This is a genomic window from Aeromonas sp. Marseille-Q7275 (genome assembly GCF_965119515.1).
The window spans coordinates 20,515-35,983 of sequence record NZ_CBCPLW010000007.1 but is presented as its reverse complement, the minus strand read 5'-3'; the positions used below and the strand labels follow the sequence as shown (position 1 = coordinate 35,983).

At 65.5% G+C, this 15,469-nt stretch carries 17 protein-coding genes; 4 read left to right on the top strand and 13 right to left on the bottom strand.

What is annotated here, in order from left to right; all coding sequences use genetic code 11:
• Positions 1-12: 12 nt before the first annotated feature.
• The 4 genes from ACWPWQ_RS08465 to ACWPWQ_RS08450 are packed head-to-tail and all read right to left on the bottom strand — an operon-like array spanning position 13 to position 2,005.
• Complete coding sequence (locus ACWPWQ_RS08465) at positions 13-261, bottom strand: acyl carrier protein (protein WP_005297934.1); 249 nt, start codon at positions 259-261, stop codon at positions 13-15.
• A gap of 3 nt (positions 262-264) precedes the next feature.
• Positions 265-531, bottom strand: coding sequence for a phosphopantetheine-binding protein (locus ACWPWQ_RS08460; RefSeq protein WP_005297932.1), 267 nt, complete (start codon positions 529-531; stop codon positions 265-267).
• A 17-nt stretch (positions 532-548) separates the two neighbouring features.
• Entirely contained in the window at positions 549-1,307 is a 759-nt protein-coding gene (locus tag ACWPWQ_RS08455; protein WP_454009551.1) for a lysophospholipid acyltransferase family protein, read from the bottom strand.
• Positions 1,292-2,005: a beta-ketoacyl synthase chain length factor gene (locus ACWPWQ_RS08450; protein ID WP_454009550.1), complete on the bottom strand. Its 714-nt coding sequence runs from the start codon at positions 2,003-2,005 to the stop codon at positions 1,292-1,294. The genes ACWPWQ_RS08455 and ACWPWQ_RS08450 overlap by 16 nt, the downstream gene beginning before the upstream one ends.
• Positions 2,006-2,253: 248 nt before the next feature.
• Here ACWPWQ_RS08450 and ACWPWQ_RS08445 point away from each other — a divergent pair, with 248 nt between their 5' ends.
• From ACWPWQ_RS08445 to ACWPWQ_RS08430, 4 genes are all read left to right on the top strand, one after another.
• The gene (locus ACWPWQ_RS08445; RefSeq protein ID WP_202046583.1) at positions 2,254-2,646 is read left to right on the top strand and encodes a hypothetical protein; all 393 of its coding nucleotides are present in this window, start codon (positions 2,254-2,256) and stop codon (positions 2,644-2,646) included.
• 18 nt (positions 2,647-2,664) lie between these two features.
• Positions 2,665-3,741 (top strand): methyltransferase, encoded by a 1,077-nt coding sequence (locus tag ACWPWQ_RS08440; RefSeq protein WP_454009549.1) that lies wholly within the window; start codon positions 2,665-2,667, stop codon positions 3,739-3,741.
• A 47-nt stretch (positions 3,742-3,788) separates the two neighbouring features.
• Positions 3,789-4,004 (top strand): hypothetical protein, encoded by a 216-nt coding sequence (locus ACWPWQ_RS08435; RefSeq protein WP_139746110.1) that lies wholly within the window; start codon positions 3,789-3,791, stop codon positions 4,002-4,004.
• Between the two features lie 638 nt (positions 4,005-4,642).
• Positions 4,643-5,368, top strand: a complete 726-nt coding sequence (locus ACWPWQ_RS08430) for a carbonic anhydrase (RefSeq protein WP_454009548.1) — start codon at positions 4,643-4,645, stop codon at positions 5,366-5,368.
• 67 nt (positions 5,369-5,435) lie between these two features.
• Here the strand turns inward: ACWPWQ_RS08430 and ACWPWQ_RS08425 are convergent, their stop codons facing one another.
• The 9 genes from ACWPWQ_RS08425 to cobA all read right to left on the bottom strand — a co-directional run bounded on the left by ACWPWQ_RS08425 (position 5,436) and on the right by cobA (position 15,454).
• Complete coding sequence (locus ACWPWQ_RS08425; protein ID WP_454009547.1) at positions 5,436-6,344, bottom strand: pseudouridine-5'-phosphate glycosidase; 909 nt, start codon at positions 6,342-6,344, stop codon at positions 5,436-5,438.
• Complete coding sequence (locus ACWPWQ_RS08420; RefSeq protein ID WP_454009546.1) at positions 6,338-7,429, bottom strand: PfkB family carbohydrate kinase; 1,092 nt, start codon at positions 7,427-7,429, stop codon at positions 6,338-6,340. The genes ACWPWQ_RS08425 and ACWPWQ_RS08420 overlap by 7 nt, the downstream gene beginning before the upstream one ends.
• A gap of 145 nt (positions 7,430-7,574) precedes the next feature.
• Positions 7,575-7,934 carry a nitrite reductase small subunit NirD gene (gene nirD, locus ACWPWQ_RS08415; protein ID WP_454009545.1) on the bottom strand — a complete coding sequence of 120 codons (360 nt, stop codon included), beginning with the start codon at positions 7,932-7,934 and terminating at the stop codon, positions 7,575-7,577.
• Positions 7,931-10,435 carry a nitrite reductase large subunit NirB gene (nirB, locus tag ACWPWQ_RS08410; protein ID WP_454009544.1) on the bottom strand — a complete coding sequence of 835 codons (2,505 nt, stop codon included), beginning with the start codon at positions 10,433-10,435 and terminating at the stop codon, positions 7,931-7,933. Before nirB ends, nirD begins: the two co-directional genes overlap by 4 nt.
• Positions 10,436-10,461: 26 nt before the next feature.
• Positions 10,462-11,283 (bottom strand): ABC transporter ATP-binding protein, encoded by an 822-nt coding sequence (locus ACWPWQ_RS08405; RefSeq protein ID WP_454009543.1) that lies wholly within the window; start codon positions 11,281-11,283, stop codon positions 10,462-10,464.
• Positions 11,284-11,314: 31 nt separating this feature from the next.
• On the bottom strand, positions 11,315-12,259 hold the full coding sequence (locus ACWPWQ_RS08400) for an ABC transporter permease (protein ID WP_454009542.1): 945 nt from the start codon (positions 12,257-12,259) through the stop codon (positions 11,315-11,317).
• A 14-nt stretch (positions 12,260-12,273) separates the two neighbouring features.
• Positions 12,274-13,632 carry a CmpA/NrtA family ABC transporter substrate-binding protein gene (locus ACWPWQ_RS08395; protein ID WP_454009541.1) on the bottom strand — a complete coding sequence of 453 codons (1,359 nt, stop codon included), beginning with the start codon at positions 13,630-13,632 and terminating at the stop codon, positions 12,274-12,276.
• A gap of 356 nt (positions 13,633-13,988) precedes the next feature.
• Positions 13,989-14,570, bottom strand: a complete 582-nt coding sequence (locus ACWPWQ_RS08390; protein WP_205642334.1) for an ANTAR domain-containing response regulator — start codon at positions 14,568-14,570, stop codon at positions 13,989-13,991.
• A 125-nt stretch (positions 14,571-14,695) separates the two neighbouring features.
• Positions 14,696-15,454: a uroporphyrinogen-III C-methyltransferase gene (cobA, locus tag ACWPWQ_RS08385; protein ID WP_454009540.1), complete on the bottom strand. Its 759-nt coding sequence runs from the start codon at positions 15,452-15,454 to the stop codon at positions 14,696-14,698.
• Positions 15,455-15,469 lie beyond the last annotated feature (15 nt).

Sequence of the window (15,469 nt, the reverse complement as noted above, 5' to 3'; positions counted from 1 at the left end):
CGCGAATCGGCATCAGGCGTCGGCCAGCAGACGCTCGACCGCATCCACCACGTCGTTGACGCTGCGCACCGACTTGAACTCCTCCGGCTTGATCTTCTTGCCGGTCAGCTTCTGCAGGTGCACCACCAGATCGATGGCGTCGATGCTGTCGAGCTCGAGATCCTGGTAGAGACGGGCCTCGGGGGTGACGGCCTCTTCGTCGACTTCGAACAGTTCGACGAGGGCGGCCTTGATCTGGGCAAAGATGTCGTCGCGGGTCATGGCTCAGGCCTCCCCTTTCGACTGGGCCTGCACCAGGGCGACCAGGGCCGCGACACTGGCGAAGTGGCGACGGGTATTTTCATCCTCGGCGGAGAGCACGATGCCGTAGCGGCCCTTGATGGCGAGGCCCAGCTCCAGCGCATCGATGGAGTCCAGCCCCAACCCGTCACCGAACAACGGTGCCTGGCTGTCGATGTCGTCAGGGGTGAGCCCCTCGAGGTTGAGACTGTCGATGATGAGTTGTTTTATCTCTAGGTGCAGGTCTTGCATAACTGTTCCATACGCTGTCATTGGGGCCCCGGTTGCAGGGCCCGGGTGAGAAACCGGGTCAACTGGCGGGCGGCCAGCGCACTGCTCTGGCCGGTGGCGACCACGTCTTGTGCCGCCACTTGCTGCAGAAATTCTATGGTGAAAGTCGGCTTATTTTCCGGGATCTTGAACCATTTGTCCTGCTTGGTGAGAAAACGGGCGCTGCAGTGGATCCGCACCAGTTGCACCGGCACCTGGCCGCGCACCGCCAGCTGGGCCGCACCACGCTGCAACTTGATCGCCTCCCCCGGGGTAGTGCGGGTCCCTTCCGGGAAGATCAGCAGCAGGCCGCCGGCCCGGATCCGCGCCATGCACAGGGCCAGCAGATCCTCTCCCGCCACATTGGGCAGGTAGTCGGCCGCCCGCACCACACCACCGATGAAGGGGTTGCGCCAGAGGGACTGCTTGACGATGCAGTCGCACACCGGCATCTCGGCCGCCAGGATGACGTAGTCGAGCAGGCTGGGGTGATTGGCCACCACCAGGGCACCTTGCAAGTCTGCGGGCATGCCTTTCACCCGATAATCCAGCACCCCCCAGCCGCGCAGCACGCCGAGAAACAGCCGGAAGCTGTGGCGGATGCTGAGCTGAGCCAGGGTGCGGCGGCGCTCCCCGCGCAAGCAGAGCGCCAGCAGCGGAAACCAGCACAGGGAGAGCAGCAGGCCGCCCACCCCGAACAGGGTGAAGCCAAGGGCCGTGCCGATCAGCCGCCAGCCCCGGTTCAGCGCCGCTGCCATGCCCACTCCTGGCGGCCATCGCAAAGGGTCAGGGTCGGTTCATGCCGCAGCAGGGCCCGCCAGAAGGCCAGGCTCTGCGGCAGCGAACGGGCTGTGGGTTCCACTACGGGTCGCACGCCTTCGCAGCGCCACTGTTCGCCCGTCTCAATCACCATCCCCAGGGCGTGGGGCGGTGCCTCATCCGGCAGCCAGGGGCGATGAAACTCGGGTACCGGCCCCTCGAAGGCCACCAGCATCACCCGCCGGGCACCGGCCTGCAGGGCCGCCACTGCCTCGGTCAGACCCGCCATCATGCTGCTTTCCCCTGCCGCCAGCGAGGTCATGGGGATGGCGGCCTTGCCCTGGATGGAGCAGAGCCCTGCGGCGGTGTTGTGCACCGACATGGAGAAGTCGGTGGGCGACAGCGTCTGCCCATCCGCCAGCGCCTGCAGCAGCGTCATGGAGCGGGCCAGCTCGCCATGGCGGCTGGCGAAGATGGCGTAATCGACAGCATGGCGAGCCAGCAGGCTCAACCCCACCTGCACCGCCAGCCGGGAACCCTGGCTCAGGCGGCGCGCCATCATCATGGGCAGCAAGGGGGTAGCGGGAAAGGACGGGTCGACGGGCCAACGGCCCTGCTGCGCCCACCCCTGCCAGGCGGCCTCATCGGCCAGACCCGGAGACAGTGCCTGGCTATCCAGCAGCGAGAAAGAGAGCATATTGCAGGCAACCTGTCCTTAAAACGGTGGGTGGGAGCGAAGACGATAAAAAGCACTCATCCGGCTGGCAGAGCCTGTTCCACGGCATGGAATGGCGTCATCAGGTTAATACCGGTCGGATAATACCATTATTCATCAAAAATAATAGCTGGCGCAGATTATCCACCGCCTTGATGATTGAAAATAAATGATTTGTGTTGTCTTATTGCCATCCGCAAGTGGTGAATATTCTCTCCAAGGAATATATTATGAAACTCGTTAATAAAATTTGCATGGTGTTGACCTGTGTCCTGTTGGCCGCGTGTTCCACCAGCCAGCCCATTCGCAATATGGCCGCCAATCCGGTTGCTTTTAATTTGACCGATGAGCAGGTTGCCAATGCTATTATTACGGCCGGAACCAGCAAGAGCTGGGTGATGAAAAAAGAGCGGCCCGGGCTTATTCGTGGCCAGGTCAATGTGCGTCAACATCAGGCGGTGATCGATATTCCCTATAGCGCTCGCGATTATTCCATCAATTATGTGAGCAGCGTCAACCTTGATGACAAGGGCAAGGGCAGCATCCATCGCAGTTATAACCGTTGGGTGCTGGGTCTGAATCAGGCCATCCAGACCGAACTCGCCCGCGCCCAAAACCATTAATCCGGCAGGAGCCACCCCGTGAAGCATTATCAGACAGACCCCTACAACGCGCTGGAGGCCATCAGCGAAGCCCAGAAAATCGCCTTCGCCCCCATGCTGTTCCAGGCCAGCTGGTGTCTGCGCGAGACCGGGGTGCTCGCCTTTCTCGAGAGCCGCGGCCAGCAGGGCGCGCCGCTGGCCGACATCGCCCAGGCATGTGCACTGAGCGAATACGGCGCTGGCGTTCTGCTGGACATGGGGCTCGGTGGTGGACTCTGCTATCTGGCCGAGGAGCACTATCTGCTGGGGCGGGTCGGCAAATATCTGCTGAACGACCCCATGACCCGGGTCAATCTCGACTTCACCCAGCACCTCTGCTATCAGCCCCTCGCCCACCTGCTCGACGCCATCCGTCAGGGCACCCCGGCCGGCCTGCAGGTATTCGGCCCCTGGCAGACCCTCTACCCGCACCTGAGCGAGCTGCCGGAAGAGGCCCGCCGCAGCTGGTTTGCCTTCGATCACTTCTACTCCGACTGGGCATTCCAGCAGGCGCTGGACAAGGTATTCGACTATGAACCGCGCCACCTCTACGATCTGGGCGGCAACACCGGCAAGTGGGCCCTGGCCTGCGCCCAGCGGGATCCCGCACTGCGGGTCACCATACTGGACTTGCCCGAGCAGCTGGCGCTCGCTCGCCGCAACATCGAGGCGGCGGGGCTGACGGAGCGGATCCAGGGCCATCCGGTGGATCTGCTGCAACCGGGCCCCCTGCCCGGTGAGGCCGACATCTGGTGGATGAGCCAGTTCCTCGACTGCTTCAGCCACGAGCAGATCGTCGCCATCCTGAACCGGATCCGGCTGGCCATGAAACCGGACGCCCGGGTCTGCATCCTGGAGCTGTTCTGGGACAGGCAGGCCTTCGAAGCCGCCAGTTTCAGTCTCAACGCCACCTCCCTCTACTTCACCAGCCTGGCCAACGGCAACAGCCGCTTCTATCACTCCAAAGAGCTGTACCAGTGCCTGCGAGAGGCGCATTTCCATGTGGAGGCCGAGCACGAGATCCCGGGACCGGGCCACACCCTGCTGGTTGCCCGCCCGCTGCACACGAGGCCATAATGCCGACATCGACATGAAGATGATGATGAAACGAAAAGGAGCACGGCATGGCGCGTAACTGCATGGCACTGATGGCGCTCGGCCTGGCCCTGGGCAGCCTGATCAGCGGCTGCGCCGACATCAAGGAGGCGGGCCGCACCGTGGGTCACACCACCCGGGACGTGACCCGGGAAATTGGCCACACCACCCGGGATGTGACCCGCGAGATAGGTCATGGCACCCGGGATGCGGTCAAGCAGGTGGGGGATGAGATCAGCAAATGACAACGGGGGCCGAGGCCCCTGTTGTCATGAGGGCGTCAACCGCCCCACAGGGCCATCAGCCGGGATCATGGTCTCCTCCTGCTCGTGCGACAGCCCGGCGAAGGCATCGGTCAACGCCTTGATGGCGCAATCCGCCTTGCTTTAAACGGCGCAGAAGTGAGCCCGGCACCAGACATTATTCATTCATCTTTTCTCTCCCTCGTGGGCATGCATCACAGCAGCCTCAGGCTGCCCGTGAACGGCTGCCTGCCATTCGCCCAAGTTCAAAAAGGAAAGACAAAAACTACATTAAAAACAATTAATTAATATATTCCTGACGGACTGACGGCAGAACTGGTGCGGTAAAAAAAAGTTCAATGTCGATGGATGAATCATGAACAAATTCATCCGCGGCAGCAGCCCATTAATTAGACTACTGTCTTTACACACCGTAATAATTCACTATGCAGTGATGGCCGATCATTACGTAGATCCATATTAAATGCATCATCAATATCGCCGGCAATTATCCAATCAATAATAAAAATACTGTCTGACATTCTGTATCCCGCATTTCAAATGATGCCATCCGCTGTTTCCCCCCTCTATTTATTGCGGAAACGGATGGCCACGCTTTTCAATCAAGATAAGGATATATGATGAAAAAGTCCCTGCTGGCCGGCGCCCTGCTGCTCTGCCCCGCCGCCTTCGCTGCCACAGCGCACTGGGAATACAGTGGCGAGGCCGGCCCGGCGAAATGGGCCAGCCTGACCCCGGAATATGGCCAGTGCGCCGGCCGCAACCAGTCGCCGGTCAACCTCTCGGGTCTGGTGGAGGCCGAGCTGGCGCCGTTGCAGTTCCACTACCTGCCGGGTGGCAAGACGCTAGTCAACAACGGCCACACGGTGCAGGTCGACTATGCCCCCGGCAGCAGCCTGGAGCTCGATGGCATGCGCTTCGAGCTCAAGCAGTTCCACTTCCACGCCCCCAGCGAAAACCTCATCGAGGGCAGATCCTATCCGCTTGAGGGGCACCTGGTGCATGCCAACGCCAAGGGTGAGCTGGCGGTAGTGGCGGTGATGTTCGAGCCGGGCCAGGCCAATGCGGCACTGAGCCAGGCTTGGCAGGTGCTGCCAGCCAAGGCGGGGGAGCTGCGCCAACTCAAGGAAGCGGTCTCGGCGGAGCCACTGCTGCCCGCCCAGCGCGACTACTACCGCTTCAGCGGCTCGCTGACCACCCCGCCCTGCTCGGAAGGGGTGCGCTGGCTGGTGATGAAGCAGCCGGTGCAGGTGAGCCAGGCCCAGATCGATGCCTTCAAGGCGGTGATGCACCACCCCAACAACAGGCCCGTGCAGCCCCTCAATGGGCGACTGGTACTGCAGTAATCGGGCAGCCGATCTGACAATGAAAAGAGGGCCTGTCGGCCCTCTTTTGCATCTTCCGCAAAGGTGTTTACAAGCTGGCAGCGATGCGTGCACCCAGCGCGGCGTTGTTCAGTACCAGCTGGATGTTGGCCGCCAGGGAGTTGCCGCCGGTCAGCTCGCACACCCGGGCCAGCAGGAAGGGGGTGGACGCCTTGCCCTTGACCCCCTGCTCGTCCGCCTCACGCAGCGCCTGGGCAATGGCGGCGTCTATGTCGGCCTTGGGCATGGCGAACTCGGTCGGGATGGGGTTGGTGACCACGGCGCCGCCGGCCAGGCCCAGCTCCCACTTGAGGCGCAGCGCCTCGGCGATGGCCGCCGGGGTATCGAGGCGGTAATCCACCTTGAAGCCGCTCTCCCGGGTGTAGAAGGCGGGCAACTCCTCGGTCTGGTAGCCGATGACCGGCACCCCCTGGGTCTCCAGGTACTCCAGGGTCAGACCGATGTCGAGGATGGACTTGGCGCCGGCACAGACCACGGCCACCGGGGTCTGGGCAAACTCCTGCAGGTCGGCGGAGATGTCGAAGGTCTCCTGGGCGCAGCGGTGCACGCCGCCGATGCCGCCGGTGGCGAACACCCGGATCCCCGCCATGGCGGCGATGATCATGGTGGACGCGACCGTGGTCGCCCCCAGACCCTTGTTGGCCAGCACGAAGGGGATGTCGCGACGGCTGCACTTGGTGGCGGCATGACCGGCACGGCCCAGCGCCTCCAGGGCCCCCTCATCCAGACCCACCTTGAGGCGGCCATCGATGATGGCGATGGTGGCCGGCACGGCGCCGTTGTCCCGCACCACCTGCTCCACCTGGCGCGCCGTCTCCACGTTCTGCGGATAGGGCATGCCGTGGGAGATGATGGTGGACTCCAGGGCAACGACGGGTTTGCCGGCGGCCAGGGCCGCAGCGACTTCAGGTTGAATATCGAGGTAAGCGTTCAACATGGGTACTCCTCCAGCATGCGTTCAACGGCGGCCTTGGATAGGCCGGAAAAGACGGTATCGGAACAATTGACGGTGAGGGCGGCGCAGCCGAGGGCGAACCGGGTCGCCTCCATGATGCCCTGCTCCAGCAACCAGGCGTGGGCCAGCCCTGCCATGAAGGCATCGCCGCCGCCGGTCACGTTGACGACGGGGCTGCCGAGCACGGGCAGATGGCCCTGGCACGCCCCGTCGCTATAGAAAATTCCCTGATCCCCCAGGCTCAGGAACAGCCGCTGCACCCCGGCGCGGTGGAACCAGGCCGCCGCCATGGGCCAGGTATCGGGACCGGCGATGCGGAAGCCGCACAGCTGCTCCGCCTCGGTGCGGTTCGGCTTGAGGGTGTGGATGCGGTGCAGCCAGGGGCGGATCTTCTCCACCTTGGCCACAGAGACTGTGTCGACAAAGATGATGTGCTCCCCCTGGCGCTCGAACAGCCAGTCGAGGGTGTGGGTGGCGAGGTTGGTGTCGAGCACCCAGAGCCGCGCCGCACCGAGGAAGCCGCTCAAGGGGGTGAGCCTGGCCGGAGTCAGCTCGTCTATGATGCCCATGTCGTTGACGGCGCAGCTCATCTCGCCGCTGCCATCGTGCAGGCTGAGGTAGCAGGAGGTGGCCTGCCCCTCCAGCACCAGCACTTGGCGCACGTCGACCCCGGCGCGCTGGCTCACTTCCAGCAGGTGATGGCCGTACTGATCGTTGCCCACCGCGGTCAGCAGCCGGGTATCGGTGCCGAGCCGCGCCAGGTTCTCGGCGATGTTGCGCCCCACCCCGCCGGCGGAGGTACGCACCCGACCCGGGTTGGAGTCACCGATGCGCAGGTTGTCGTGGCTGCAGCCGCAGATATCCATGTTGGCGCCGCCGATCACCACGGCGTAGGGGCCTTCGCGCAGCACATAGCCGCGCCCCTGCACATAGCCCTGGCGCATCAGGCTGGAGATGTGGCTCGCCAGCGCCGAGCGGCTGATACCCAGTCTGTCTGCCAGCTCCTGCTGGGCAATCATGGGATCCTGGCGCAGCAGGGCGAGGATCTCCTGTTCACGTTCCGTCATAGACAAACATCCAGTTACAAACGTTTGTCCATTATTTCCGAAAAACGTTTTCCCGCCATCCTCTCGTGCAAGAAATGTCGGGTCAGCCACAAAAAATCACCGGGCAGTGCCCGGCGATCAAAACATGGTTTTCAGATGATGCCACTCAACCCAGTTGCACCCAGACCTCGCCCCCCTCCAGCCGCACCGGCCAGCAGGCGACGCTCAGGGCCGGATCGTCCAGGCAGCGACCGTCCATCAGGGCGTAGCGCTGCTTGTAGAGGGGGGAGGCGACCACGGGCTCGCCCCCGGCATCCCCCACCAGGCCGCGCCCCAGCACCGCCACCACGGCCAGGGGCTCCACCCCGTCCAGGGCATAGACATGCTCCCCGAGGCGAAACAGCGCCAGCACCCGCCCCTCCAGCCAGGCGCTGCGCCCGGCCTGCTCCGGCAGCGCCGCCAGCTCGCATACCCGATGCCAGGCCCCGGTCGCTGACTGCAAGGTCTCTTCTTTTATGTCACTCATACCACCTCCTTGATGCTGATATCCGGCACCCATTGCCCCCGCTCCTCACGGCGCGGCGGCGTCTGGTCCTCGGGCCGGTTGACGAAGGCCTCGAACAGCTTGAGCTTGTCCGGATCCGCCAATGTGCTCTTCCACTCGCACTGCCAGCTGCCGACTATCTCCCCCATCATGGCCTCCAGCTCGTCCCCGATGCCGAGCCTGTCCTCGATGATCACCGACTTGAGGTAGTCGAGCCCCCCTTCCATGTTCTCCATCCAGACCGAGGTGCGCTGCAGCCTGTCCCCGGTGCGCACATAGAACATCAGCAGCCGGTCGATGTAGCGGATCAGGGTCTGCTCGTCGAGGTCGGTGGCGAACAGGTCGGCGTGGCGCGGCCGCATGCCGCCGTTGCCGCACACATAGAGGTTCCAGCCCCGCTCGGTGGCGATGACGCCGATGTCCTTGCTCTGGGCCTCGGCGCACTCCCGGGTGCAGCCGGAGACCGCAAACTTCAGCTTGTGGGGCGCCCGCAGCCCCTTGTAGCGGTGCTCCAGGGTCTGGGTCAGGGTCATGGAGTCCTGTACCCCGTAGCGACACCAGGTCGAGCCAACGCAAGACTTCACGGTGCGCACCGACTTGCCGTAGGCCTGGCCGGTCTCGAACCCCGCCGCCACCAGCTCGCCCCAGATGGCGGGCAGCTGGTCGACCCGGGCACCGAACAGATCGATGCGCTGGCCGCCGGTGATCTTGGTGTAGAGGCCGTACTTGCGCGCCACCTCCCCGATGGTGATGAGGCCGTCCGGGGTGATCTCCCCCCCCGGGATGCGCGGCACCACAGAGTAGGTGCCATCCTTTTGCAGGTTCGCGAGGAAGGCGTCATTGGTGTCCTGCAACCCGCGATGGGGCTTCTCCAGCACGTGCTCGTTCCACAGCGACGCCAGGATGGAGGCCACCGTCGGCTTGCAGATGTCGCACCCCAGCCCCTGGCCGTGCTTGTCCCGCAGCGCCTCGAAGCTCTTCAGCTCGCCGACCCGGGCCAGGTGATAGAGCTCCTGGCGGCCGTAGGCGAAGTGTTCGCACAGCCCCTTGTCCGCCTCCACACCGAGGTCCGCCAGGGTCTGATCCACCACCTGCTTGAGCAGGTTGCTGCAACCGCCGCAGCCGGTGCCCGCCCTGGTACAGCTCTTCACCGCCGACAGCTCGTGGTTGCCCGCCCGAACGGCGGCCACCACCTCCCCCTTGCTGACGTTGTGGCAGGAGCAGAGGATGGCGCTGTCCGGCAGCACCAGGGGTGCGGGGGCGGCGCCTGCCTCCCCCACCAGCAGGGAGAGCGGCGGCTGGGGCAGTGCCACCCCGTTCTGGTAGTACTGCAGCAGCCGCTCATAATCGGCGCCGTCCCCCACCAGGATGGCGCCGAGCAGGCGGCTCCCCTCGCCGTCGGTCACCAGCTTCTTGTAGATGCCCTTGACCCTGTCCAGCAGCAGCAGCTCCTGGGCACCGGCGGTGCTGGCGTGGGCGTCGCCGATGGAGCCCACGTCCACCCCCATCAGCTTGAGCTTGGTGGACATGTCGGCCCCGACAAAGCGGGTCTCGCCACCGCACAGGCTGGCCACGGCGGCCCGGGCCATCTGGTAGCCTGGGGCCACCAGGCCGAAGATGCGCCCCTGCCAGAGCGCGCACTCGCCGATGGCGAGGATGGCGGGATCCGAGCTGTGGCAGCCGTCGTCGATGCAGATGCCGCCGCGCTCCCCGACCGCCAACCCGGATTGCCGGGCCAGGGCGTCGGCGGGGCGGATGCCTGCGGAGAACAGCAGCACGTCGGTCTCAAGGTGGGTGCCGTCCTTGAAACGCAGGCGGTGGCGAGCCTGCTCCCCCTGCTCTATGCATTCGGTGGCCTTCTCCACCAGCACCTCGACCCCGAGGGCCTGGATCTTGTCTCGCAGCACGGCGCCACCGCTCTCGTCGAGCTGCACCGGCATCAGCCTGGGGGCGAACTCCACCACCTGGGTCTTGAGGCCGAGCAGGCGCAGGGCGTTGGCCGCCTCCAGCCCCAGCAGGCCGCCACCTATGACCACGCCGCTGCGGGCCTGGGCGCAGGCATCGCGGATGGCGGCGAGATCCCCCAGGGTGCGGTAGACGAAACACCCCTCCCGCTGATGGCCGGGGATGGGGGGCACGAAGGGAACCGAGCCGGTCGCCAGCACCAGGCGGTCGTAAGGGAACTGCTCGCCGTTGTCCAGCGTCAGGGTGCCGGCGGCCCGGTCGAGCACCTCCACCTCGGCCCCCAGCCGCAGCGTTATGCCGCTCTCTGTATACCAGGCGGGATCCGCCATGCGCAGCGCCTCCGGGGCCTTGCCGCCGAACACCTCGGAGAGGTGCACCCTGTCATAGGCGGAGTCCGGCTCGGCCCCGAACACGGTCACCTCGAAGCGCGCCAGCCCGCCCGCCGCCACCAGCTGTTCGACGAAGTGGTGACCCACCATGCCGTTGCCCACCACCAGCAGTTTCTCTTTGTTAGTCATATCTCTCTTCCTTGAATCCGGTAGGCTCAGGCGCGCAGCTTGCTGCGCACTTTCTCGGCCGCCTTGAGGGGGGTCACCTTGCGCTGCTTCTCGTAGAGGAAGCGCAGCACCTGCTGGCGCAGCTTGTGGTAGTGGGGGTCATCCGCCAGGGCGACCCTGTCTCTGGGTCTTGGCAGGTCCACCGTCAAGATCTCCCCGACGGTGGCGCTGGGGCCGTTGGTCATCATGCAGATGCGATCGGAGAGCAGCACCGCCTCGTCCACGTCGTGGGTGATCATGATGACGGTGTTGCCAAGCTCCGCCTGGATCTCCATCAGGGCATCCTGCAGATGGGCCCGGGTCAGGGCGTCGAGGGCGCCGAACGGCTCGTCCATCAGCAGCACCTTGGGGGAGAGCGAGAGCGCTCGGGCTATGCCGACCCGCTGCTTCATGCCCCCCGACAGCTCGTGGGGCATCTTCCGGCTGGCGTGATCCATCTGCACCAGGGAGAGGTAGTAGTCCACCCGCTCCGTCACCGCCCGCTTGTCAGACTCCACCTGGGCCACCGCCAGCGCCACGTTCTGCTGGACGCTGAGCCAGGGCAGCAGGGCGTGGTTCTGGAACACCATGGCCCGCTCCGGCCCCGGCCCCGCCACCTCGCGGCCATCGAGAATGATGCCGCCGAGGGTCGGCTCCAGCAGCCCGGCCACCAGGTTGAGCACTGTACTCTTGCCGCAGCCCGAGTGGCCGATGAGGGAGACGAACTCCCCCTTCTCGATGCGCAGGTTGACCCGGCTGAGGGCCTCGAAACTGCCCTGCTCCGTCTCGAACGAGATGCCGACGTCGCTTATCTCCAGATAACTCTTCATTGGCTCTTCTCCTGCCTGAATAGGAATGTGATTAACGCAGTACCTGGCGCTTGTCCCAAGACAACCACTGCTGCAGGGTCAGCATGCCCCTGTCCAGGGCACAGCCGATGAGGCCTATGGTGATCACCGCCACCATGATGCGGGCCAGGGAGGCCGAGCCGCCGCTCTGGAACTCGTCCCACACGAACTTGCCGAGCCCGGGGTTCTGGGCCAGCATCTCCGCCGCGATCAGCACCATCCAGGCCACCCCCAGGGACAGGCGAAGGCCGGTGAAGATCATGGGCAGGGCCCCGGGCAGCACGATGCGGCGCACATGGGTCACAAACGACAGTCGCAGCACCCGGCTGACGTTGTGCAGATCCCCATCCAGCCCCGCCACCCCCACCGCCGTGTTGATCAGGGTCGGCCAGAGGGAGCAGAGGGTCACCGTCAGGGCCGAGGTGAGGAAGGACTTGGCGAGCCAGGGGCTCGGGTTTGCGTAGAGGGCGCTCACCACCAGCGTGATGAGGGGCAGCCAGGCCAGGGGGGAGACCGGCTTGAGCAGCTGGATCACCGGATTGGCGGCGCGATAGAGCCCCTGGTTCATGCCGAGCAGCACCCCGCACGGGATGGCGATCAGGGTCGCCAGAGTGAAGCCGCACAGCACGGTGAGCAGGCTGGTGGCTATCTGATCGAAGAAGGTGGGGCGCCCTGTGTAGGGGCGCAGCTTCACCTCGGCCGCCGGATCCGCCGCCAGCCTTGCCGCGTTGCGCACCTGCTGGCGCTCGAGGAAGGCCGCCGCCTTCTCCCGCTCCGCCAGATGCTCCTGCCCGAGGGACCAGAGCTGGCTAGCGGTGGCGAGCGGCCCGGGCAGGGCGCCCAGACTGGTCTGCACCTGGCTCGCCCCCCACTGCCAGAGGCCGAGGAACAGCAGCACGCCGAGCAGGGGCTGCACCAGGGTTTTCCAATCAATGATTTTCCACTGAAGTCGTTTCATTGCGCTCTCCTCGCTCATTGCACCCGCTCATCGCCCTTGAGGCCGATGGCGAACTGCTGCAGATAGGCGTTGGGGTGGCGGCCGTCATAGATGAGGCCGTCGATGAAGCCATCCTGGGGGCCGCGATAGCCCTGCTCGCTGGCAAAGTCCGGGAAGTCCGTGGCCTTGAGCTTGCCCTCGGCGATCAGTGCCTCGGCGGCCTGGCGATAGACGCCCGGTTGATAGACCGCCTTGGCCACCTGCTCGAACCAGGCGTCCGGCCTGGCCTCGGGGATCTGGCCCCAGCGCCGCATCTGGGTCAGGTACCAGATGGCGTCGGAGTAGTAGGGATAGGTGGCGTGGTGGCGGAAGAAGACGTTGAAGTCAGGCAGCTGGCGCTTGTCCCCCCTGGCGTACTCGAAGGTGCCGGTCATGGAGCTGGCGATCACCGCCTCGTCGGCCCCCACGTACTCGGGCTTGGCCAGCAGCTTGGCCGCCTCGCGCCGGTTGCCGTTCTGTTCTGCATCCAGCCACCAGGCCGCCCGCAGCAGCGCCTTCACCAGCCGCACATGGGTGTTGGGGTTGCGCTCCGCCCACTGGCGGGTGACACCGAACACCTTCTCCGGGTTGTTGCGCCAGATCTCCTGATCCGTGATGACGGGCACCCCTATGCCCCTGGCGACCGCCTGCTGGTTCCAGGGCTCACCCACGCTGTAGCCGGCTATGGTGCCTGCCTCCAGGGTGGCGGGCATCTGGGGCGGCGGCGTCACCGACAGCAGCACCTCCGCCTGACGCTGGCCCGAGTTGTCCCCGAGTTTGGGGGCATAGAAGCCGGGGTGCAGGCCGCCCGCCGCCAGCCAGTACCTCAGCTCGTAGTTGTGGGGGGAGACCGGGAACACCATCCCCATGTTGAACGGCTTGCCCCCCTGACGGTAGTCCGCTACTACGGGCTTGAGGGCGGCGGCGCTCACCGGGGGCGGCACCTGGCCCGCCTTCGCCTTGGGCAGCTGGGGCGCCATGGCGGCCCAGACGCTGTTGGCCACCGTGATGGCGTTGCCGTTGAGATCCATGGCAAAGGCCGTCACCAGCTCGGCCTGGGTGCCGATGCCGATGTGGGCCGCCAGGGGCTGGCCCGCCAGCATCTGGGCGCCGTCCAGCTCGCCGTCTATCACCCGATCCAGCAGGATCTTCCAGTTCGCCTGGGCTTCCAGGGTCACGTAGAGCCCCTCATCCTCGAAGTAGCCCCGCTCGTAGGCCACCGCCAGCGGCGCCATGTCGGTCAGCTTGATGAAGCCGAGCCTGAGCTCCTCCTGCTCGGGGGCACCCACAGCCGCCAGCACCGGCAGCGACAGCGCCGCCAGCAGCAGCCCCGCACATCCTTGTCGTCCCTTCATTGCATCTCCTCGCTCGGTTCAGGGTCTGGGCATTCGCGCCAGGCCGTCGGGGGGATCGCTGTGCTGCCTCGTTGCAGCGCTGCGACCCTGACAGCGTGTTACGACCAAAAAAAAGCCCCACCGATCCGGGATCAGTGGGGCCTCTTTGCCCTGTTGCAGCGAGGTGGCCGATCTGGCCCCTCACTGCGTCTCTTCACTTCATTGCACTCGTCTTCTTGTTATTTTGTTATTCACTTTCCGTGCCAGCTCGTCCAAGCCGCATCGGGCGGCCCTTTCCGGTCTTTGTCTTCCCGCTTTTGCCCCCCACTTGCCTCAATTAGGCGCAATTGCACCAAAACGGTTTGCCAGCGGGGCGCTCAGGCGGGCAGTGCCTGCAGCAGTTGCCGCGCCAGCTCCCCCAGGCTCAGGTGGCGGCTCATGGCGGTGCTGCGCATCAGGCGATAGGCCTGCTCCTCGTCCAGCCCCTGATGGCGCATCAGGCGCCCCTTGGCCTGCTCGATGAGCCGCCGCTCCTCCAGCTTCTGGCGCAGCTCGCTCTCGGTCTGCATCAGGGCCTGCACCATGGCGAGCTGGCTGCGGGCGAGGCGCAGCCACTGCTCCACCGGCTCCCGCTCGCCGCACGGGTGGGGCACCAGCAGCACCCCCTGCTGCAACAAGGCGAGCTGGGTGTCGCCCCCCAGCCGCTCGCAGAACAAGAGACGCGGCAAGCCGGGCCAGAGGGAGAGGCCGAGGCGCACCTCGGCGCCGAACTGGCGGCAACTGACCAGCAGGGCGTCCCCCTGCTCCATCGGGGTCAGCAGCTGGCGGGTGTCGAGTATCCTGGGCTGATGGCCGTAGTGGCTGACCAGCAGGGCCAGGCGATTGGCCTGGCCCGGATCATCGGCGTGGATCAGCAGGCGGGAGGGGGGGCCGTCCTGGCCCCGGGGAAGAGTAGTCATGGCGCTCCTTGCCAACGGCTATCGCAACGTGTCTGCCGAAAATGCCGCAACATGAAGGCCAACTATTTGAATCTACCTCCTTTTTATCCATCAGGAGGTAGTGGGGGTAGAGGGGAAAAACCGGCTCAGGCCACCCGCTCCATGGCCTGGTTCAGCAGGGCCTGCAGCTCGGCGCCAAGGTTCACCACCTCCCCCATGATCATCAGCACGGGACTCTGGCCGAGCAGGGCACGGGCGGCCTGCTCCAGTCCCTCCAGCCTGGCGTGATGAACCTGCTGGCGCGCACTGCACCCGGCCACCACCAGGGCCACCGGCAGCTCCCCGGATGCCCCCGCCGCCAGCAGCCCCTGCCGGATCTGGGCCGCCCGCTCCAGCCCCATGTAGAACACCAGGGTGTGGCCGGCCCGGGTCAGCCCCTGCCAGCCTCTATAGTCCCCCTCGTCCATCAGATGGCCCGTCACCAGGGTCAGGGAGCGGGCCAGCCCCCTGTGGGTCAGGGGGATCAGGGTGCTGGCGGCGCAGCCCAGGGCCGCCGTGATACCGGGCACCAGCTCGGCCTCTATGCCGTGGCGGGCCAGGTGCAGCGCCTCCTCCCCGCCCCGGCCGAACACCAGGGGATCCCCCCCCTTGAGGCGCACCACCCGCTTGCCGGTGCGGGCCAGGGCCAGCAGCAGGGCGTTGATCTCCTCCTGGGTCGGGCTCGGCTCGCCGCAGCGCTTGCCCACGTCGAAGCGGGCCGCCCCCTGGGGGATCCGGGCCAGGATCTCGCTCCCTACCAGGCGGTCATAGACCACCACCTCTGCCGCCTCTATGCGGTGCAGGGCGCGCAGGGTCAACAATTCGAGGGGCCCGGGGCCCGCTCCCACCAGACTGATTTGGCTCATCGCACACTCCTTGTG